Source organism: Geodermatophilus sp. SMS 5-13 (assembly GCF_059428245.1).
Genome location: NZ_CP165729.1, coordinates 1805239 through 1825339 on the forward strand (window position 1 = coordinate 1805239; position 20101 = coordinate 1825339).

19 protein-coding genes are annotated in these 20101 nt (G+C 73.7%); 9 read left to right on the forward strand and 10 right to left on the reverse strand.

The window, feature by feature from the left end:
• Positions 1-66: 66 nt before the first annotated feature.
• Positions 67-1017 (forward strand): NADPH:quinone oxidoreductase family protein, encoded by a 951-nt coding sequence (locus AB3388_RS08780; protein ID WP_495410377.1) that lies wholly within the window; start codon positions 67-69, stop codon positions 1015-1017.
• On the opposite strand, the gene AB3388_RS08785 is transcribed toward AB3388_RS08780, so the two are convergent.
• Positions 1014-2780 carry an acyclic terpene utilization AtuA family protein gene (locus AB3388_RS08785; protein ID WP_495410378.1) on the reverse strand — a complete coding sequence of 589 codons (1767 nt, stop codon included), beginning with the start codon at positions 2778-2780 and terminating at the stop codon, positions 1014-1016. The two genes, AB3388_RS08780 and AB3388_RS08785, sit on opposite strands and share 4 nt — an antisense overlap.
• A 153-nt stretch (positions 2781-2933) precedes the next feature.
• Here AB3388_RS08785 and serA point away from each other — a divergent pair, with 153 nt between their 5' ends.
• The 3 genes from serA to AB3388_RS08800 all read left to right on the forward strand — a co-directional run bounded on the left by serA (position 2934) and on the right by AB3388_RS08800 (position 6812).
• Positions 2934-4139: a phosphoglycerate dehydrogenase gene (serA, locus tag AB3388_RS08790; RefSeq protein ID WP_495410379.1), complete on the forward strand. Its 1206-nt coding sequence runs from the start codon at positions 2934-2936 to the stop codon at positions 4137-4139.
• 67 nt (positions 4140-4206) lie between these two features.
• A complete protein-coding gene (locus tag AB3388_RS08795; protein ID WP_495410380.1) occupies positions 4207-6480 on the forward strand; it encodes a glycoside hydrolase family 3 N-terminal domain-containing protein in 2274 nt (757 codons plus the stop codon).
• Between the two features lie 80 nt (positions 6481-6560).
• Positions 6561-6812 carry a Txe/YoeB family addiction module toxin gene (locus AB3388_RS08800; protein ID WP_495410381.1) on the forward strand — a complete coding sequence of 84 codons (252 nt, stop codon included), beginning with the start codon at positions 6561-6563 and terminating at the stop codon, positions 6810-6812.
• Positions 6813-6924: 112 nt separating this feature from the next.
• Here AB3388_RS08800 and AB3388_RS08805 read toward each other — a convergent pair whose 3' ends face one another.
• On the reverse strand, positions 6925-7086 hold the full coding sequence (locus tag AB3388_RS08805) for a putative quinol monooxygenase (protein ID WP_495410382.1): 162 nt from the start codon (positions 7084-7086) through the stop codon (positions 6925-6927).
• On the opposite strand from AB3388_RS08805, the gene AB3388_RS08810 reads away from it, so the two are divergent.
• Positions 7033-7440 (forward strand): DUF3500 domain-containing protein, encoded by a 408-nt coding sequence (locus AB3388_RS08810; protein WP_495410383.1) that lies wholly within the window; start codon positions 7033-7035, stop codon positions 7438-7440. The genes AB3388_RS08805 and AB3388_RS08810 overlap by 54 nt on opposite strands.
• A gap of 64 nt (positions 7441-7504) precedes the next feature.
• Here AB3388_RS08810 and AB3388_RS08815 read toward each other — a convergent pair whose 3' ends face one another.
• From AB3388_RS08815 to AB3388_RS08835, 5 genes are all read right to left on the reverse strand, one after another.
• Positions 7505-7837 carry an STAS domain-containing protein gene (locus AB3388_RS08815; protein WP_495410384.1) on the reverse strand — a complete coding sequence of 111 codons (333 nt, stop codon included), beginning with the start codon at positions 7835-7837 and terminating at the stop codon, positions 7505-7507.
• Between the two features lie 273 nt (positions 7838-8110).
• Positions 8111-8320 carry a DUF1918 domain-containing protein gene (locus tag AB3388_RS08820; protein WP_495410385.1) on the reverse strand — a complete coding sequence of 70 codons (210 nt, stop codon included), beginning with the start codon at positions 8318-8320 and terminating at the stop codon, positions 8111-8113.
• A 47-nt stretch (positions 8321-8367) separates the two neighbouring features.
• Positions 8368-9528, reverse strand: a complete 1161-nt coding sequence (locus tag AB3388_RS08825; protein WP_495410386.1) for an Acg family FMN-binding oxidoreductase — start codon at positions 9526-9528, stop codon at positions 8368-8370.
• 108 nt (positions 9529-9636) lie between these two features.
• Positions 9637-12063 carry a glycoside hydrolase family 65 protein gene (locus AB3388_RS08830; protein ID WP_495410387.1) on the reverse strand — a complete coding sequence of 809 codons (2427 nt, stop codon included), beginning with the start codon at positions 12061-12063 and terminating at the stop codon, positions 9637-9639.
• Positions 12064-12192: 129 nt separating this feature from the next.
• Complete coding sequence (locus tag AB3388_RS08835) at positions 12193-12462, reverse strand: DUF1876 domain-containing protein (protein WP_495410388.1); 270 nt, start codon at positions 12460-12462, stop codon at positions 12193-12195.
• A 136-nt stretch (positions 12463-12598) separates the two neighbouring features.
• Between AB3388_RS08835 and AB3388_RS08840 the strand changes: the two genes are divergently transcribed.
• Complete coding sequence (locus AB3388_RS08840) at positions 12599-13303, forward strand: flavodoxin domain-containing protein (protein ID WP_495410389.1); 705 nt, start codon at positions 12599-12601, stop codon at positions 13301-13303.
• A gap of 162 nt (positions 13304-13465) precedes the next feature.
• On the opposite strand, the gene AB3388_RS08845 is transcribed toward AB3388_RS08840, so the two are convergent.
• From AB3388_RS08845 to AB3388_RS08855, 3 genes are all read right to left on the reverse strand, one after another.
• A complete protein-coding gene (locus AB3388_RS08845) occupies positions 13466-13678 on the reverse strand; it encodes a PLD nuclease N-terminal domain-containing protein (RefSeq protein WP_495410390.1) in 213 nt (70 codons plus the stop codon).
• Between the two features lie 15 nt (positions 13679-13693).
• Positions 13694-16339: a cation-translocating P-type ATPase gene (locus AB3388_RS08850; RefSeq protein ID WP_495410391.1), complete on the reverse strand. Its 2646-nt coding sequence runs from the start codon at positions 16337-16339 to the stop codon at positions 13694-13696.
• Between the two features lie 136 nt (positions 16340-16475).
• Positions 16476-16985 carry a hypothetical protein gene (locus AB3388_RS08855; RefSeq protein WP_495410392.1) on the reverse strand — a complete coding sequence of 170 codons (510 nt, stop codon included), beginning with the start codon at positions 16983-16985 and terminating at the stop codon, positions 16476-16478.
• Positions 16986-17271: 286 nt separating this feature from the next.
• Between AB3388_RS08855 and AB3388_RS08860 the strand changes: the two genes are divergently transcribed.
• From AB3388_RS08860 to hypB, 3 genes are all read left to right on the forward strand, one after another.
• Complete coding sequence (locus AB3388_RS08860) at positions 17272-18822, forward strand: LGFP repeat-containing protein (protein WP_495410393.1); 1551 nt, start codon at positions 17272-17274, stop codon at positions 18820-18822.
• A 99-nt stretch (positions 18823-18921) separates the two neighbouring features.
• A complete protein-coding gene (locus AB3388_RS08865; protein WP_495410394.1) occupies positions 18922-19251 on the forward strand; it encodes a hydrogenase maturation nickel metallochaperone HypA/HybF in 330 nt (109 codons plus the stop codon).
• A gap of 2 nt (positions 19252-19253) precedes the next feature.
• Positions 19254-20006, forward strand: coding sequence for a hydrogenase nickel incorporation protein HypB (gene hypB, locus AB3388_RS08870; protein ID WP_495410395.1), 753 nt, complete (start codon positions 19254-19256; stop codon positions 20004-20006).
• Positions 20007-20101 lie beyond the last annotated feature (95 nt).

The window sequence follows — 20101 nt, forward strand, 5'->3', positions numbered from 1 at the left end:
CACCGGCGCACCAGAGGGCCCCGACACCGAGGAACGAGAGGACAGCAGCGGATGCGAGCAGTGCGGGTGACGCGAGCGGACGGGCCGGAGGCGCTCGAGGTCGGAGAGATCCCGGACCCCGCCCCGGGCCCGGACGAGGTGCTGGTCGAGGTTCGGGCGGCCGGCGTCAACTTCCCGGACCTGCTGCTCAGCCAGGACAAGTACCAGTACAAGCCCGAGCGGCCGTTCGTCCTCGGTGGCGAGTTCGCCGGGGTCGTGCTCGAGGCGCCGACGGACTCCGGGTTCCGTCCCGGGGACCGCGTCGCCGGGACCAGCACCATCGGCGCCTTCGCGGAACGGGTCAGCGCTGCGGCGGACCACGTGTTCCCGCTGCCGGATACCGTCGGCTTCCCCGCCGGGGCGTGCCTCCCGATGAACTACCTGACGATGACCTTCGCGCTCACCACCCGAGGTCAGCTGCGCGAGGGCGAGACCGTGCTGGTGCAGGGCGCGGCCGGCGGCATCGGGACGGCGACCATCCAGCTGGCCGTCGCCATGGGGGCCCGCGTCATCTCGGTGGTGTCGTCGCCCGAGAAGGCGGAGTTCGTGACGCGGCTCGGCTCGCACGAGGCGGTGCTGGCCGAGGGGTTCAAGGACGGCGTCCTGCAGCTGACCGGCGGCAGGGGGGTCGACATGGTGGTGGACCCGGTGGGCGGTGACCGGTTCACCGATTCCCTCCGCTGTCTCGCACCGCTCGGCCGGCTGCTCGTGCTCGGCTTCACCGCGGGCGACATCCCGACGGTGCGGGTGAACCGCCTGCTGCTCAACAACGTCGACGTCCGGGGCGTCGGCTGGGGCGCGTACGCGATGCCGCGGAAGGGCTACCTCCGCGAGGAGTGGGACCGGCTGCGCCCCCACCTGGACTCCGGCGTCGTGGATCCTCCCGTCAGCGCGACGTATCCCCTGGAGAAGGCGGGGGAGGCCGTGGCGCAGCTGCGCGACCGGAGCGTCCTGGGCAAGGTCGTCCTGGTGCCCTAGCCGGGCAGACCCTCCGGCGCCGGCACGTGCTTGGCGCGCAGGTACTCGCCGACCGACTTGCCGATCTGGTCCACGCGCAGGTTGGACGACCCGCCGGTGCCCAGCAGCCCCTTGAGGACGAAGTGCACGGCGCGCAGGTGCGGGAACTCGTGCCGGACCACGGTGCAGTCCTTGGCCTCGGGCATCAGGGCCAGCAGCCCGTCGGTGGACAGCGTGCCGCGCAGCCACTCCCAGTGGGCCGCGTCCGGCACCCAGACTCCGACGTTGGAGTTGCCGCCCTTGTCGCCGGCGCGCGCGTACGCGAGGGCGCCCAGTTCGATCCGTCGTCCGCTGCTCCGGGCGGGGGGCGGTTCGGGGCAGCGGTCCTGCGCCAGTTCCTCGGGGGTGGCCCAGCGGGAGGGGAGCGGGGCGTCGCGCACCGCGCCGTCGTCGAGGACGGCGCGGTGGGGAAGCACCTCCGCGGCCAGCAGCGCGGGCCAGTAGTCGATCCGCGGCCAGGGCTCGCGCGCCTGCTGGGCATGGCCGTCGTGGTGGAAGCCGGGAAAGCCCTGCAGGTACAGGCCTGCGACGGCGGCCGGGAAGCCCCGCAGCTGCTCGCGGCTGCGGGCGGTCGCGATCACGCGGATCGGGACCGTGGCCTCCCACTGCGACGCCGGGTCGACCGCGGCGGTGCCCAGCGGGGTGACGTCGAGCTGGTCGACCACCCCGTCGAGCTGCAACCCCAGCTGCTCGCGCAGCAGCGCCACCTTCTCCGCCACGTGCGGCGCGGTGCAGAAGAGCATCGTCGAGATCTCGTAGCCGATCTGGGCGAACACCGCCACCTTCGCCGTCGGCGGCGGCGGGGACCCGGTGACCGGGCCGATCGCGACCCGGTCGGGCCCGGCCTGGGTCAGCCGCACGGTGTCGAGGTGCACGGTGGCGTCGGGGTTGAGGTAACTCGGCCCCTGGATCTCGTACAGCAGCTGGGCGGTGACCGTGTCCACCGTGACCATGCCGCCGTCCCGGGCGTGCTTGGTGATCACGCTGCTGCCGTCGGCGGCCACCTCGGCGATCGGGAAGCCCGGGCGGGCCATCCCGGGCACGGTGAGGAAGCCGGAGAAGTTGCCGCCGGTGGCGTGCGCGCCGCACTCGATCACGTGCCCCGCGACGACCGCGCCGGCGAGCGCGTCGACGTCGTCGGGAGTCCAGCCGTGCCACCAGGCGGCCGGGCCCACGGTCAGCGACGCGTCGGTGACCCGCCCGGTGATGACGATGTCGGCGCCGGCCCGCAGCGCCTCCGCGATGCCGAACCCGCCGAGGTAGGCGTTCGCCGCGATCGGCTCCATGCCCCAGTCCTTCAGCGGGGCCTCGGTGTCGAGGTTCTCCAGCGCGTGGCCCTCGGCGTGCAGCTCACCGAGCCGGTCGATCAGGTTGTCGCCCTCCACGTGCGCCACCCGCAGCGACAGCCCCGCCGCGGCGACCATGGCCCGCACCGCGTCGGCCATGCGGTCGGGGGCGAAGCCGCCGGCGTTGCTGATCACCTTGATCCCGCGCTCGGCGATCGTGGCCAGGTGCGGCTCGAGTTGCCGGAGGAAGTAGCCGACGTAGCCGCCGCGCTCCGGATGCTGGCGGAAGCCGGTCGCCAAGCCGGCCAGCGTGACCTCGGCCAGGTAGTCACCCATGAGGACGTCGACCGGATCGCCGGCGAGGGCCTCCTCGATGGCGGTGAACCGGTCGCCGAGGTAGCCGGAGAAGTTGGCGATCCGGACGGCGCGGTCGCTCACGATTGCCTCCCGGGGCGGTGGTCGAGCGGGGGACCGCGGCTGTGCGGGCCCGCCGTCGCAGGATGGCCCGAGCTGTCGGTTGACGTCAACGTCGATTGAGCCGCCGTGGACCGGTGACTCGGCCGGCAGAGGCGGTGAGGAGAATCGTCGGACATGCGCCGAGCCCTGCTGCTGGAGAACATCGACCCGGTAGCGGTGGAGCTGCTGTCCGCGGCCGGCTACGAGGTGGACTGCCGGCGGGGAGCGCTGGACGAGGACGACCTGACCGCCGCGCTGGACGGGGTCGACCTGCTGGGCATCCGGTCGAAGACCCAGGTGACCGCGGAGGTCGTGAAGCGGAGTCCGGGTCTGGCGGCGGTGGGCGCCTTCTGCATCGGCACCAACCAGATCGACCTTGTCGCGGCAGCCGCGGCCGGGGTGGCGGTGTTCAACGCGCCGTACTCCAACACCCGCAGCGTCGTCGAGCTGGCGATCGCCGAGATCATCAGCCTGGCCCGGCGGCTGAACGACCGGGACCGCGCGCTGCACGCCGGGATCTGGGACAAGTCCGCGAAGGGCAGCCACGAGATCCGGGGCCGGACGCTGGGCATCGTCGGCTACGGCAACATCGGCAGCCAGCTGTCGGTGCTGGCCGAGGCACTGGGCATGCGCGTGCTGTTCTACGACCTGGAGGACAAGCTCGCCCTCGGCAACGCCGAGGCCTGCGGCAGCCTGGAGGAGCTGCTCGAACGCGCGGAGACGGTGACGCTGCACGTCGACGGGCGCGCCGGCAACGCCGGTCTGTTCGGCGCCGAGCAGTTCTCCCGCATGCGCCGGCGCAGCCTGTTCCTCAACCTCTCCCGCGGGTTCGTCGTCGACCACGAGGCGCTGCGCGACCACATCGAGGGCGGCCACATCGCCGGCGCCGCCGTCGACGTGTTCCCGGACGAGCCCAAGGAGCAGGGCGACGCCTTCCACTCCGTGCTGCGCGGGCTGCCCAACGTCATCCTCACGCCGCACGTCGGTGGATCGACCCAGGAGGCGCAGTACGACATCGGGCGGTTCGTCGCCGGCAAGCTGATCGACTACGCCCGCACCGGGACGACGACGCTGAGCGTCAACCTGCCGGCGGTGGCCCTGCACGGGTCCTCGGCGGCCCGGTTCGCGCTGCTGCACCACAACGTGCCCGGCGTCCTGGCCCGCGCCGACGCGCTGGTGGGCGAGCACGGGCTCAACGTGGACGGCCAGGTGCTGGCCACCCGCGGCCAGCTCGGCTACGTGGTGACCGACGTCAGCGGCGAACTGCCGCCGGACCTGCTGGCCTCGCTCCGGACCCTGCCCGAGACCGTCCGCCTCACGACGTTCGCGGGGAGCCGCTGAGGTACGGACGGCGCCGATGCAGCGGCTCGCGGTCCCCCGAAGAGATCGACCCAGTGGAGTGGTATCGGTGAGTGAGCGCAAGCAGCAGGCCGGCGAGGACCGCGACGGCCTGGCGGCCAGGGTCGACGACCTGATCCGCCAGATGTCCCCGGCGGAGAAGGCGGGCCAGCTGACCCAGTACTTCTACTTCCGCCTGCCCGCGGGGGAGGAGCCCGAGCCGGCCCTCGACGTGGACCTGGAGGCCCAGCCCCGCATGGTGGAGGAGGCACTGGGGCGCGGCGAGGTGGGGTCGCTGCTGTTCGTGACCGATCCGGCGGAGATCAACCGGCTGCAGCGGCTGGCGATCGAGGGCAACCGGCTGGGCATCCCCGCGCTGTTCGGCTTCGACGTCATCCACGGGCTGCGCACGATCTTCCCGGTGCCGATCGCGATGGCCGCCTCGTGGGACCTGGAGACGATCGAGCGGGGCCAGGCCGTGGCCGCCCGCGAGGCCTCCGCCGTCGGCATCCACTGGACCTTCGCCCCGATGGTCGACATCGCTCGCGATCCCCGCTGGGGCCGGATCATCGAGGGCGCGGGGGAGGACCCGTTCCTCGGCGCCGCGGTCGCCGTCGCCCAGGTCCGCGGATTCCAGGGCGGCGCGATCGGGCAGCCCGAGCGCGTCATCGCCGGTCCCAAGCACTTCGCCGGCTACGGCGCCGCGCTCGGCGGGCGCGACTACGACGAGGTCAACCTCTCCGACGCCGAGCTGTGGAACACCTACTTCCCGCCGTTCAAGGCCGCGGTCGAGGCCGGGGCGGGCAACGTGATGACCGCCTACATGGACCTCAACGGCGTCCCCGCGTCGGCCAGCCGGTTCCTGTTCACCGAGGTGCTGCGCGAGACGTGGGGCTTCGAGGGATTCGTGGTCAGCGACGCGAACGCGGTCCACAACCTGGTCACACACGGCTTCGCCGCCACCCTGACCGAGGCCGGCGCCCGGGCCGTCACCGCGGGAGTCGACCTGGAGATGGCCACGCACGACCCGGCGTACGGCCGCCTGCCCCGGGCGCTGGAGGACGGCACGGTCAGCGAGGCGGCGCTCGACGCGGCCGTGCGCCGCATCCTCGAGGCGAAGCTGCGCCTGGGGCTGTTCGACGACCCGTACGTCGACGAGGACCGCGCCGGCCAGGTGCTGGCCGACCCCGGGCACCGCGAGGTGGCCCGGATCGCCGCCGAGCGCTCCGCCGTCCTGCTGCGCAACGCGGGCTCCCTGCTGCCGCTCGACGCCGGGAAGCTCACGTCGATCGCCGTCCTCGGGCCGCTGGCCGACTCCCGCCGGGACACCCTCGGGCCGTGGGTGTTCGACTACGACCTGGACGAGGTCGTGACCGTCGCCGAGGGCGTCCGGCGCGCGGTCGGCGACCGGGTGCGCGTCGACGTCGCGCCCGGCGTCCCGGTGGTCCAGCGGGTGTTCCCCTCGATGTTCGACATGTTCGGCAACAACCGGCCCGAGGATCCGGAGGGCTTCGACGAGGACGCCGAGTTCGCCCGCGCAGTGGAGCTGGCCGCCGCGGCCGATGTCGCGGTGGTCGTCGCCGGCGAGTGGCAGAACATGATCGGCGAGGCCGCCTCGCGGTCCTCGCTGGAGCTGCCGGGCCGGCAGCTGGAGCTGCTGCAGGCCGTCGTCGCCACCGGCACCCCGACCGTCCTGCTGGTCATGAACGGCCGCCCGCTGGACCTGCGCTGGGCCGCCGAGCACGTGCCGGCGATCCTCGACATCTGGTACCCCGGCAGCCAGGGCGGCGCGGCCGTGGCCAACCTGCTGTTCGGGGACGTCTCGCCCGCCGGCAAGCTGCCCTTCAGCTGGCCGCGCACGGTCGGGCAGGTGCCGCTCGTCTACTCCCACACCCGCTCGCACGACCCGGACCGGCAGGGACGGCGCTACTGGGACGAGGCCAGCACGCCCCTGTTCCCGTTCGGGCACGGGTTGAGCTACGGCTCCTTCAGCTACTCCCACCTCGCCGTGGACGCCCGCTCGATCCCCCTCGACGGCAGCGTCACCGTCTCGGTGCAGGTCACCAACACCTCCGACCGGGACGCCGCGGAGGTCGTCCAGCTCTACCTCCACCAGCGCCACGGCACCGCCTCCCGTCCGGTCCGAGAGCTCAAGGGCTTCGAGCGGATCACCGTTGCGGCGCACGCCTCGCGCCAGGTGGAGTTCGTGCTCGGCCCCGAACACCGGCGCTACTGGAACAGCGCCGCGCGCGACTGGGTGCTGGACAGCTCGACCTTCGACGTCCGGGTGGGCGGCGACTCCACCACCGAACTCGTCACGACGTTCGAGGTCACGCCCGACTGACCCACGCCGGACGCCGAGCGCCTCCGGGACAGCGTGGCGGACCTCGAGGCCGGTTCGGTGCAGTCGCACGAGTTGGCTGAGTGAGGATCGCGTTCACAGCGCACGGCTGGGAGGACCACACCAGCTGGACCGAGGACCGGAAGACGCTCGCGCAGATCAACCGAGTGATCCGCGAAGCCGCTCGGGATCCTGCGACGGGAACGGGCAAGCCGGAACGCCTCAGTGGAGATCTGTCGGGCTGCTGGTCGCGCCGCATCGACCAGGAACACCGCCTGGTCTACACGGTGGACGGTGATCAGCTCGTCGTCCTTCAGGCGCGCTACCACTACTGAGCCCCGTGCCCGATGCGGCGGCCGTCCTCGACGACCCCGAGCCGGGGCCGCCGACGTCCCGGACATGCTCGACCTGGCCGACCCGACCCGTCCGGCCCCTTCGGGTCACAGGTCAGGCGATCCGGCGCACGCGGTTGACCGACAGGCCGCTCTCGTCGAGCAGGTCGGGGATCCGCGCGGCGAACTCCTGCAGATGCGGCGCCGACAGGTGGGCGTCCAGGTGGTCCCCGGACTCCCAGTTCTCGTAGAAGAAGAAGCGGTCGGTGTCGAGCACGCGGCCCTGGAGTACACGGCGGAGCCCAAAGGCGTCGCCGCCGCGGAACTGGACGCCGAACAACGGGGAATGCTGCGGGCGCTGCTCGGCACCTACCTCGACCGCGCCCCCGCCGAGGTGTCGGTGCTCTCCCGCTACGACGACGACGCCGCCCTCGACGCCGTCCACCTCGCCTGGGCCGGATCGACCGATCCAGGCGAGCCGAGCTACTACCGGCTGCAGGGGCCGCGGTTGCTGCTCGAGTGGGACAACACGCAGCGGGGCGCGAACCACGCGCACTCCGTGTGGCGCGATCCCAGCGCGGACTTCGGCCTCGACGTCCTGGCCCGGCACCGGGCCGCGATGCACGCCTGACTGGGTCGACACCGGGTCGACCTGAACTCGCCGGCCGCCGTCGACCGCGGACTGCGCCGCCCGGCTAGGGCCGCGGGAAGTAGGTCTCCAGCCCGGCCGCGCGCAGCAGCCGGTCCACCGTGCCGGACGCCGCGCGCAGCACCGGCAGGCCGCCGGCCGCGGCGGCGGCCTCTGCGCAGCGCACCATGATGGCGAGCCCAGCGGAGCCGAGGAACGTCACGGCGCCGGCGTCGATCTCGTCGACCACCACCGGCAGGCTGCCCTGACGGCTCTCGAACTCGGCGACGGTCGCGGAGTCCACGTCACCGGTCAGGCGCAGCACCCGCCGACCGCCGGCCTCGTGCTCGATCGTGAGCGATCCGGGAAAGGGGCGCGGGCCCTGCGAGTGCGGGCTCATGTCCGCCGCCACGCATGCCGGCCGCCGGCCGTCGGGCCGAGTTCGATCGTGATCGACTCGGCGCAGGCGGCACGCCGGCCGCAGGGCCGGCCGGTGGGTGGGATTCCGGGGGACTCCAATGACCGCCTCGATCCACCGGGGACCGACATGGACTGCGCGTCGGACCAAGATCACGCTACTCCGTGCCCTCGGGTGCGAACAATCTCGCCGCGGCTCCTCAGCTGTCCGCGCCATCGGCTCGACACAGCGGCCCCGGCCACAGGCCGCCCCGGCTCACCGGGTCGGGCCCGCGTGGGGCGCCTGGCCGACCACGGTGGCGTCCGGGCCGGGGAAGACCAGGCTGAGCCGATCGGCGTCCAGCCAGCGGATGACGTAGGGCGGGCTGCCGTCGGCGTGCGGAACCTCGACGACGAGCCCCTCCCGCACCGGTGCGTCGAGCGTGCGCCCGTGCACCACCAGCCAGTTCCCGACCTCGGCGCGCATCGCGCCACTCCTTCCATGTTCCCGTCGACCAGGTTCCGCCGACGCGCTCACCGCCAGGTGGTCCCTCCACGTCCGTCGGGGACCGGTCGGTGCACCGGCTCGGCGGCGGTGCCCGTCTGCGGGTTCGGGACCAGCGACGGCGCGGGCCGCGTGCTGTTCTGCACCACCGTTCGGCGCGGCCGCCGGGCCGTGGGGTCGGCAGGAGCCGCGCGGCCGACCCGCAGCAGGACCTGGGGGACGAAGGGCGCGGTCAGCCCCGCCAGCCGGACGCGGGTCTCCGGTACCTCGAATGCCTGGGTGATCGGCCCGGCCACCCAGTCGAGCCGGGTCAGCTCGAGCCACAGCCGCTCGAGCGCCTCGCCGGCACGCAGCCACGCCGTCGGATCGTCGGTCGGGGTCGCGAGCACGACGAGGGTCTGGTCGGTACCCGACCCGGTGTGCCGCGGCAGGCCGCCGTGGCCACGGACGTCGAAGTCGCGGACGGGGACGGGGTCGGTGCGCGAACCGGTGCGCGGGACGGAGCTGGCCGGCACGCCGTCGCCCTGCGCGGGTGTCCGGCTGGTCCACCGCTCGAGCTCCGGGCGGTAGGCCGGGTCCGCGTTCTGCAGCCGCTCGGCCTCCCTGGTCAGCTCGGCCGCCAGCGCCCGCTGCTGCGGGGTGCGGAGCGGGACGAGGTGCGCGTCCTCGGCGGCGACCGCGTCGGCGAGCTCGTCCAGGACCTCGTCCGGCACCGTCTCCGGGCCGAACGGCCGGCGGTTGGTGTGCCGCTGGACGACGGCCCGGTCCAGCCGGGCCAGCGCCCCGTCGGGCTCACCCTGGCCGGGCCGGACGACGGCCATCAGGTCGGGCTCCTCCGCGGCGGGCAGCCGCTCCACCTTCACGGCGAACCGCGAGGCGGACAGCGAGGCCCGCACGTTGAACAGGGCCGCGCCGACGCTCTGGGCGAGTGCCCGGCCGTCGGGGTCGAGCACCGCCAGCTGCCGGGCGCGGTCGGCTCTCAGCTCGAGCCGGTCCGCGAACAACCCGAAGGTCCAGGGCTGCGTGTTGTGCACCGAAGGGGCCAGCCGGCCGTGATCTGCGGCGACCTCGAGTGCGGCCCGCCATGCCTCGATCGATCCGGGGGCCGGCCTGTGGGGATTCGGCTGTCTCACGTCCGCACCAGCCCGGTAGCGACGACGTCCTCCGCGGTCTCGCGCATGGGCTCTCACCTCGCCGGGGAGCGGGTCCGACCTCGTGAGCGTCTCCGTTCCGGCCGGCTCCCCACCGCTGGAAGACGTCCTGCAACCGCTCGCCCAACGGCCGTGCCGAACGGGGCCCTAGGTCACTGCGCCCCGGTCCGGGTGCCGCCGGTGCAGCGACACCTGCAGGCTGCCGCTGGGATGGAGCCGGTACTCCTCGCCGAATACGCGGACCGGGAGGACGCCGCGGCGCTGAGTGCCGCCGCCGACGACGAGGCTGTCGTGGGTGATCGCCACGTCCACCTGCAGGTGCCGGCGATAGCGCAGCCGGAACCGCATGCCCGTGAGCGCGTCGGGCAGGAAGGGCTCGAAGCCGAGGGCGTCCCCGCGGGTCTCCAGACCGGTGAAGGCACGCTGCACCAGGTCGACGGTGCCCGCCATGGCCCCGAGGTGGACGCCCTCGGCTGTCGTGCCGCCCTGGACGTCGGCGATGTCACTCTCCAACGCCTCGAGGAAGTACTCCCATGCCTTGCGTCGGTTGCTGCGGGCGAGCACCCAGGAGTGGACGACCTTGGACAGCGTCGAGCCGTGGCAGGTGCGGTCGAGGTAATAGCCGATGGTCCGGGGGATCGTCTGCCGGTCGTAGGGATAGCCGAGCCGATCGAGGACCCGGTAGAACTCGTCGGCGTTGAGCAGGGGGAAGATCATCAGGGCGTCGGCCTGCTTGGACACCTTGTACCGGTTGGTCGAGTCGCCCTCCGCCTCGAGGATCCGGTCCAGCCGGCTGATGTCCCCGTGGCGGTGCCGGTAGCCCGCCCAGTCGAACTCCTCCAGCCGGTCGTAGTCCCGGAACTGGCTGAGGATCCCGTCCCCGTGCCAGCACAACCGCAGCTTCCGGCTGACGTGCTCCCACCGCTCCAGCTCGGCGCGGCGGATGTCCAGCGTGTCGAGCAGCTCGTGCCGCCGGTCCGACGGCAGCAGGTCGAGGCAGTCGCGGGCGCGTGCGAGCGTCCAGGCGGCCAGCACGTTCGTGTATGCGTTGTCGTCCAGCCCGGGCTCGGTCCGCCACGGCAGCCCGTCGTGGTACTCGTCGGGCCCCATCACCCCGCGGATGTCGTACCGGTCGTCCACCGGGTCGTAGTGCGCCAGGTCGGCGAAGAACGCGGCGACCTCCAGGATCGTCTCCGCGCCGTACGTGGCGAGGAAGTCCAGGTCGCCGGTGGCCTCGTAGTAGCGCCAGGTGTTGTAGGCGACCGCGAGTCCGACGTGCCGCTGCAGCGCCGAGTTGTCCGGCAGCCAGCGGCCGGAGCGGGGGTTGAGGTGCCGCGTCTGCGACTCCTCCCGCCCGGTGGACCCGCTCTGCCAGGGGAACATCGCCCCGCGGTGACCGGCGGCGCGGGCCAGGGCCCGGGCCTGCGGCAGCCGCCGCCAGCGGTAGAGCAGCATCGCGCGGGCGACCTCCGGCAGCCGCAGCGAGAGGAACGGGAGCACGAAGACCTCGTCCCAGAAGACGTGGCCGCGGTAGGCCTCCCCGTGCAGGCCGCGGGCGGGGATGCCGACGTCGAGATCGATGCTGTGCGGGGAGACCGTCTGCAGCAGGTGGAAGATGTGCAGTCGCAGGGCGAGCGAGGCCCGGCCCGGACCGTCGATCTCGACGTCGCAGCGGTACCAGAGGTGGTCCCAGGCGAGCTCGTGCCGGGCCAGCACGGCCCCGAACTCCCCGGCTCGCCCGATCTCGTCGCAGGCGGCCTCGAGTGGCTCCCCGATGCCGCGGTCGCGGGAGGTGCACAGCGCGGCGATCTTCTCCACGGTGATGGTGCGACCGGGCGCGGTCTCCAGCAGGAGGTCTACCGCTGCCGTCCCCGGCTCGAGCACCGGGACGGGCGCGACCGGCCGCGGTTCGCCGTCCACGAGGATCCGGTGCCGGGCGGCCAGGGCGATGCGCACCCGCGACTGGTCCGTCTCCGTTGCGAGGGTGACCACGCCCGCGTCGTCCACGTCCGTCTCGGCCGGCCGCAGGTGCCGGCCGTCCAACTCCCGGTACCGGGCGACCCCGGCGTTGGTCACCCGCCCGTCCAGGCCGGAGCGGACGGTCAGCGTGCCCGACCAGTTCTCCGCGACCAGCGTGCAGTCCAGCGCCGCGGTGAACGAATCGGCCATCGAGACCAGCCGCCGCTGCGCCACCCGCGTCCGGCGGCCCGCGGCGTCCTCGACCCGGAACCGGCGGACCAGCACCCCGCGGCGCAGGTCCAGCTCCTGGACGTAGTCGGTGACGGTGAGCGCCGTCAGGTCCAGCCACTCGCCGTCCTCGACGCGGAACGTGAGCGACTGCCAGTCGGGCAGGTTGACGATGCTCTCGTTCAGCAGGCGGTGCCCGTCGATGTCGTCGGCCAGCCGGTTGAACACCCCGGCGGCGTAGGTGCCCGGGTAGTGACCCTCACCCGCCCGCGCCTCGGGCGCCGCGGCACGGGTGACGAAGCGGCCGTTGCCGAGCGCGCACAGGACCTCCCGGAGCGTCTCTCCGGCCGGATCGAGCCGGTCGTAGCGCAACAACCACCCGGTCACCTGCCGCTCCTGTCCGCTGGTCCCCGGTCGCCGTCCGGGGACTGGGTCCCGCCGGGTGGGGACGTCGACGAGCCCCCGGCCCCGCGCAGCCTCGGGGCCCGGTTCGGGGTCATCCGGGTCTCCTCGGTCTCACATCACCAGGTGGGCCGGATGGCCGCTGACCTGCTCGACGTCCTCGGTCGCGGCCTGCAGCAGCCGGTGGCTCAGGTCGGCCAGGGCGCGGGCGACGGCGAGCTCGTCCCCGATCTCCGGGACGTCGCGATCGGCGGGGTTGAGGCGCGCGAACCCCACGCCGGTCAGGTGCTCGGTGTCCCGGGTCCGCAGGTGCGCCACGGCGCGGGTGTGGCCCTCGTGCTCACCGATGTCGATCCGGACCGTCCAGGTCTTGGTCTCGTCCACGTCGACCTCCCTCGGTCGGAACGGTGTGCTGAGGACTCTGCGAGGACGGCCAGGTAGGCGACGCGGCCGGAAGGCCGCTGCCCGGAGGACCATCGGCCCCTGCCCTAGCGGTCGCCGCGGCCCGACGGTGAGGGGCGTGAGCGGACAGCAGGGGCAACCGCGGGCTCCGCGCGTGCTCGTGGCGGTGGCCAGCCGGCACGGGGCCACCGCCGAGCTCGCCGTGGCCGTGGCCGACGGAGTGCGCCACGCGCTCCCGCCCGGCGGTGCGGTGGGCGTCCGCCGGTGCGCGGAGGTCGACGACCTCCGCGGGTTCGACGGGATCGTGCTCGGTAGCGCGATCTACTTCGGCCGCTGGCTGGAGGAGGCGCGCGACTTGGTGCTGCGCGGCGCGATCGACCTGTGGGACCGCCCGGTGTGGCTGTTCTCCAGCGGCCCGGTCGGCGTCCCGCCGCGGCCGCCGGAGGTGCTCCTGGACGTCGACGAGATACAGCGGCTGAGCCGGGCCCGGGACCACCGGGTGTTCGGCGGCCGGCTGGAGCGGGACCGGCTCGAGTTCACCGAGCGGGCGGTGGTCGCCGCGCTGCACGCTCCCGAGGGCGACTTCCGCGATCCGGCGGCGGCCCGGAGCTGGGGGGGCGGGGATCGGCCGCGAGGTCGCGGCGTGGACCGGCGTCGAAGCGCCGGCATGAGCGCAACGCTCCGGCGGAGGACGCGGTCCGGATCATGCCGGCGCGGCCGGTCCGGCCGAGCCGCGTGTTGCTGCCCGACGGCGTCCCGGCACTGGTCCGGCAGCTCGACGAGCAGGACCTGGCCCGGGTGCTCGCGCTGCACGAGACGCTGACCGAGCGAGCGCGTCACCTGCGCTTCAGCACGCTGCACCCCGCCGACCTGGCCGGGCGCGCCGGTCCGGACGGCCGTCGCGGCCCTTCCCGAGCACGGGCTGAGGAGGGCGCGGCTCACCCGACTCATCCGGCTCGCCCGGCCGGCCTTCAGGGAGTGATGGTCACCGACGGCCCCAGCGGAAGTAGCACAACGGCCCTACCCAGTTGACGGCGATGATCGCCGCCCAGACGGCCTTGCGGCCGTTGACCTCGTCCGGATGGCGACGGGCGAGGTCGACCCACGCGCCCGCGGCCAGGGCCAGCTGGGCGGATCCCAGGCCGATCACCGCGGCCCGCTGCCGGCCGCTGAGCTCGCGCCAGGTCTTGCGTGCCACGCCTGTCTCCTTCCGTCACAGGCCAGGGCTCGTCCCTCGGCGGCGGCGGCCGAGGCGCTTGGCCGCCGCGTCGGCGAGGAGGACCGCCGGAATGGCGGCGGCGGCGACCGTCAGCCCCAGCGGCGGCGGCGGTGCCATGCCGAGCAGGTCCGCCACCGGCGGAGCGAGCAGCAGGGTGACGAGGACGAGGAGTTCGACGCCCACCGCGGCGACCAGCAGGGGGTTGCTTCGCCAGCCGAGGCGCCAAGCGGGCCGGCTGGTGCTGCGGCAGGCGAAGGCGGTGGCGAACTGGCCCAGCACGACCGCGGTGAACGCGGCACCGGACGCGACGGCCAGGTCCGCACCGGGCACGTCCGCGCCGTACGTCCAGCCGGTGCTGGTCAACACGACCAGGAACGCCGTCATCGAGACCAGCGCCTCGACCGGCCCGAGCACGCCGAACGCCCGGCGCAGCACGGCGCCGTCGATCAGGCGCCGTCGCGGCGGCGGCCCGTCGAGCACGTGCGCGGACGGCGGCTCCGCGCCCAGCGCGAGGGCCGGGAGCAGGTCGGTGGCGATGTCCAGGCTGAGGATCTGCAGCACACCGAGTGCCAGCGGAACAGCGCCGGCGGTGACGGTGAAGACGACGAACGGCGCGAGCTCGGCCACGTTGTCGGTGAGGTGGTAGGTCAGGAACCGGCGGATGTTGGCGAACGTCGTCCGGCCCCGGCGGACGGCGGTGACGATCGTGGCGAAGTGGTCGTCGAGCAGGACCAGGTCCGCGGCCTGGCGGGCGACGTCGGTCCCGCTGACGCCCATCGCGACACCGATGTCGGCGGCGCGCAGGGCCGGCCCGTCGTTGACGCCGTCCCCGGTCATGGCGACCACGTGGCCGCGGGCGCGCAGGGCCCGGGCGATGCGCAGCTTGTCCTCGGGGTCGACCCGGCAGACGATCGCGCCGTCCCGGTCCAGCAGTTCACCGAGCGCGGCCGGCTCGGCGGGCAGGTCCCTGCGCTCGACGACGAGGGCGTCCTCCCCGGCCAGTCCGGTCTGACGGGCGATCGCCGCGGCGGTCGGGCCGGCGTCGCCGGTGATCATGGCGACCCGGATGCCGGCGCGCCGGCACTGCTCGACCGACTCCCGGACGCCCGGGCGGGGCGGGTCCTCCAGGCCCACGAGCCCGAGCAGCTGCAGGTCCTGCTCCACCTCCTCGGGGCCCGCCTCAGGCGCCAGGTCCAGCCGTCGCCGGGCGACGGCGAGCACGCGCAGCCCGGAACCGGCCATGCGGGTGGCCGCCTCTGCCGCACCGTGGCCGGCGGCGGTGCGCGCCAGCACCGCGTCGGGTGCGCCCTTCAGGAAGAGAACGCCGTCCTCCCACACCGACATGCATCGCCGACGGGGATCGAAGGGGAAGCGCCGCGTCCCCGGAGGCGTGCCCGTGTCCGTGCCCGGGACGCCCACTCGGTGCGCGAGCGCGTCGAGGGCAGCCTCCATCGGGTCGCCGACCGCCGTCCACGCGCCCTCCTCCAGGTGAATCCGGCCGGTGGAGCAGATCGCCGCGGCGCCGGCCAGCTCACGCACCGTGCCCAGCACCTCGGCTCCCGCCACCACGGAGGCGGTCGGCTCGTAGCCGTCGCCGTGGACCGTGGCGGTGCCCCGCGGGGTCCACACCTGCACCACCGACATGCGGTTCTGGGTCAGCGTTCCGGTCTTGTCCGTGCAGATGAACGTCGTCGAACCGAGGGTCTCGACCGACTCCAGCCGCCGGACCAGGGCATGGTCCCGCGCCAGGAGCTGGGCGCTGCGGGCAAGCGACAGGGTGACGGTGGGCAGCAGGCCCTCGGGCACCAGGGCGACCGTGACGCCGACCGCGAACAGGAAGCCGTTGCTGAGCGGAAGGCCGAGCAGGACGCCGGCTCCGAAGCACAGGATCCCGAGGCCGACGGCGATCACGGTGATGATCCGGACGATGCGGTCCAGCTCGCGGGCCAGCGGTGTCTTGGCCCGCTGCACCGATCGGGTCATCGTGGCGATCGATGCGAGGCGGGTCTTCCCGCCGATCGCGGTCACCGTGGCCGACCCCTCGCCCTCGGTGACGAAGCAACCGGCGAGGACGGCATCGCCCGCAGCCTTGCCGACCGGCTCGCTCTCGCCGGTCAGCGTGGCCTCGTCCACCCGCAGCCCGTGCACGTCCATCGCGGTCAGATCGGCGGCGACGCGGTCGCCGGCCTCGAGCAGGACCAGGTCGCCGACGACCACGTCGGCGGCGTCGATCCGCTGACGGAGTCCGTCCCGCACCACCGTGACCCGGTGCGGCACCAGGTCGCGCAGCGCGTCGGCGGCCCGGTCGGCGCGGTACTCCTGGACGAACGCGAAGATCCCGTTCAGGACCACGACCACGGCGATCGCCACGGCGAGCTGGGGCATGCCGCCCACGAAGGCCAGCACGGCCGCACCCCACAGCAGCAGCGCGAAGAAGTGGACCATCTGCTGGAGGAGCAGGTGCGCCGGGGACGGCGGTGACTCGACCGGCAGGCGGTTGCCTCCCGGCGGCCGGCGAGCGGTCGCCTCGGCGCTGGTCAGCCCGCGTTCAACCGTCGCCGCGTCGGGTGAGTGAAGTCCGGGGCCCCAGTCCGCCGTGGGCAGCCGCGCGCCGGGGATGGCGTCCCGGGGATCTGACACGAGCCGACCCTTCGCGGGCACAAGGAGAGGCGGCCAGAGACCAAGGGCGCGCCCGAGAGGGCCGCTCTACCCCGAGGTCAGGCGCGGTCAGTGCCCGTCAGTGGTCCGGCGGGCGGCTGCCGTGTCCCCCCGGTCCTCATCGAGGGCCCATGTGCCAGCCGTCCCACCCGTCGTCGTCGCTCGTCCACCTCCGTACGTGCTCCGTCATCCAGGTGACCATGTCCCGGCAGGTCTCGGTCGGGTCGCCGGCCGCGCCGGGAAGGCCGGACATGGCCCGGACGCACGTGACGAGCATCGCGTCCGGATTCCGCCACATCATCGGGCCCACCATGCGGCCCGACGCCATCTGGTCGGTCATCCAGCCGGTCAGTCCCGCGCACCACTCGGCGTCAGGACCGGGCTGCCCGCGGGCGGGGGCGTCGGCCAGCCACTGCCGGCAGGCCTGCTGGATCTGCGCGGTACCGGCCGACGACGAGGCCGTCCCCGAGCCGGTGCCGTCCGCGGAGCGGGTGAGCGCGAGGAGGGCGACGACGATCGCGGTCACGGCGACCGCAGCCGAGAGGACGACGGCGATCACGACGCCGCCGGAGCGGCGTCGTCGCGGCGTGTTGTCCGGCGTGGCCGGCCGGTCGATCAGGCTGCTCACAGACCTTCCTTCCCGATGCTCGGGTCGACCGTCGCGCCGATGACCGGGGCGGCGACAGCGCTCCTGAGCCCTGCCTGCAGGTGCCTTCTGCCCTGCGGCTCCTCGGGGACCCTGCGGCGGCATGGCACAGGGCCCTATCGAGAGCAGACGCACGCCTCTGCCGGCGACGGCCGGGTGATCGCACGCTGCACCCAGCCGGAGGCGGCTCGCATCGCCTCTGCGTCAGGGGGAGTGGTCGATCATGGCGAACTCGTCGGCGAGAACGCGCTCTCCCGCCCGTGCGGCGGTGTTCGCGCTGCTCCTGGGCTTGTCCGTCGTGCTGTCCCCGGCGCCCGCCAGGTCCGCCCCCTGCACCGAGACCGACCCGATCGCCCGGCACTACTGCGAGCTCGGTGGCGCGGCCTCCCTCCTCGGGACGCCCGTCGGGGTGCCGTTCACCGTGGGCGCGGGCCGAGCGCAGGAGTACACCGCCGGCACGATGTACTGGTCGGCCGAGACCGGGGCGCACGAGGTGCACGGCGCCATCAGGGCGCTGTACCGGCAGCTCGGCGGACCGCTGGGCTCGGCGACCATCGCCCTCGGCTTCCCGCTGAGCGACGAGACGCCGACGCCGACGCCGGACGGCATCGGCCGCTTCAACCACTTCCAGCTTGGCTCGATCTACTGGACCGCGGCCACCGGCGCGGTGGAGGTGCACGGGGCCATTCGCACGCTGTGGTCGGCGCTGGGCTGGGAGCGCAGCGGGCTCGGCTACCCGGTCACGAACGAGACGGGGACGCCGGACGGCGTCGGGCGGTTCAACCACTTCCAGCGCGGCTCGATCTACTGGACGTCCACGACCGGCGCGCACGAGGTGCACGGCTCCATCCGCGACCGGTGGGCCGCGCTCGGCTGGGAGCGGAGCCCGCTCGGCTATCCGATCACCGACGAGTACGCCGTCAACGGTGGGCGGCAGAGCGACTTCCAGGGCGGGTTCCTGCGCTGGGACGCCGCTGCGGGGAGCGTGACCGTCGCCGTCCTGGCGCCGTACGAGCGCGCGGGAACCTGGGTGACCCGGTTCCGCTTCAGCCGCGAGTTCGCCGGTACCGCGCCGCCGATCACCCCGGCCACCGTGGATCTGATGGCCGACGCGGGCGTGCACACCGTCTACCTGCAGGCCGCCGTCGACGACCCGCGCTATCCGGACCTGCTCAGCCCCGACCTCCTCGGGCAGTTCCTCACCCGCGCCCACGCGCGCGGCATGCACGTCGTGGCCTGGTACCTGCCGATCTTCACCGACGTGCCGGGTGACCTCCGGCGACTGCAGGCCATGGCGGCGTTCCGCGCCGGCGGGCAGGCCTTCGACGCTCTCGCGCTGGACATCGAGGACGTCAGCGTCACCGACGTGGCCGCGCGCAACGCCGCCCTGCTGGACCTCTCCCGCCGCCTGCGCGCCGCCACCCCCGGCACCACCCTCGGCGCGATCGTCCTGCCACCGGTCGTGACCGACGTGCTGAGTCCCGCTTTCTGGCCGAACTTCCCCTGGCGCCAGCTCAGCGGGCTCTACCAGGTGTGGCTGCCCATGGCCTACTGGTCCAACCGGACCGACCCGACGTGGAGCGATCCCTACCGCTACACCTCCGAGAACATCGCCCGGGTGCGCAGCAACCTGGGCGAGCCCTGTGCCGCGGTCTCGGCGATCGGCGGGTTCGGCGCCACCGAGACGGCGGCCGACTACGCGGCCATGGCCGGTGCGGCGAGCGATCGCGGCGCGGTCGGAGTCTCGATCTTCGACTGGACGACGACGCCCGCGACCGCCTGGCCCGCCATGCGCGGCTACGACGTGCGCGGCTGCTGAGCCGGTCCGCGACGGTCGCCGTCCGTCGTGTGCCGCAACGGGCTGACAGCCCCGCCCGCCGTGCCTACCCTGCCCTCACGGCACCCGCCGGGAGGCCCGATGCACGAGCTCGCGATCACGCAGAGCGTGGTGGAGGCGGTCGTGGAGCGGGTCGGGCCGGCCCGGGTCACCGCCGTCCACCTGACCATCGGCCGGGTCTCCGGGGTCGACGTCGACGCGATCCGGTTCTGCTTCGACCTCGTGGCGGCCGGGACGGTCGTCGAGGGGGCGCGGCTGGAGATCAGCGAGCCCGCGGGACGGGCGCGCTGCCGGCAGTGCGGCGCCGACTTCGCCGTCGACGACCTGGTGCTGCTCTGCCGGTGCGGCAGCGTGGACGTCGAGCTGAGCTCGGGCCAGGAGTTGCTGGTCCGCGCCGTGGAGGTGGTCTGACGATGTGCGGGACCTGCGGCTGCGGCGAGGAGCCGGTGCACGACCACGATCACGACCACGCCGGCCCGCGCACCGTCGTCCTCGAGGAGAAGGTGCTCGGCCGCAACGACCACCTGGCCGCGCACAACCGCGCCGAGTTCGCGGCCCGCGGCGTCGTCGCGGTCAACCTGATGAGTTCCCCGGGCGCGGGCAAGACGACCCTGCTCGAGCGCACGCTCCGCGAGCTGCCGACCGACCGGCCGCTCTGCGTCGTCGAGGGCGACCAGGAGACCAGCCTGGACGCCGACCGCATCCGCGCCACGGGGGTGCCGGTCGTCCAGATCAACACCGGCTCCGGGTGCCACCTCGACGCCGCGATGCTGCACCGCGGCGTCGACGCGCTCGCGCCCGCGCCCGGCGCGCTGCTGTTCGTGGAGAACGTCGGCAACCTGGTCTGCCCCGCGCTGTTCGACCTGGGCGAGTCCGCGCGCGTCGTCGTCATGGCGGTCACCGAGGGGGACGACAAGCCGCTGAAGTACCCGCACATGTTCCGCACCGCCGACCTCGTGCTGCTCAACAAGGCCGATCTGCTGCCCTACGTCGACTTCGACCCGGCCCGCTGCACCGAGCACCTGCGCCACCTGCGGCCCTCGGCCGAGGTGCTGCTGGTCTCGGCGACGCGGGGCACGGGCATGGCGGAGTGGTACCGCTGGCTGACCACGCGTGCACACGTGCGGCCCACCGTTGACAAGCAGGTCAGCAGGGGTGTGACCTAGACCACACTTCGTTGCCGCGCGCACCCGAGACGGGGGTGGGCCAGTGCTTCCCGACCCTTCCGATGCGGGCGGCGCAGTGCGGTGAGCGCGTCGCC

Excerpts from the sequence above, each read along its gene's own strand:
- AB3388_RS08820 (WP_495410385.1), bottom strand. The coding sequence starts at position 8,320 with ATGCGCGCCGAGGTCGGGAACTGGCTGGTGGTGCACGGGCGCACGCTC.
- AB3388_RS08865 (WP_495410394.1), top strand. The coding sequence starts at position 18,922 with ATGCACGAGCTCGCGATCACGCAGAGCGTGGTGGAGGCGGTCGTGGAG.
- serA (WP_495410379.1), top strand. The coding sequence starts at position 2,934 with ATGCGCCGAGCCCTGCTGCTGGAGAACATCGACCCGGTAGCGGTGGAG.
- hypB (WP_495410395.1), top strand. The coding sequence starts at position 19,254 with ATGTGCGGGACCTGCGGCTGCGGCGAGGAGCCGGTGCACGACCACGAT.
- AB3388_RS08815 (WP_495410384.1), bottom strand. The coding sequence starts at position 7,837 with ATGAGCCCGCACTCGCAGGGCCCGCGCCCCTTTCCCGGATCGCTCACG.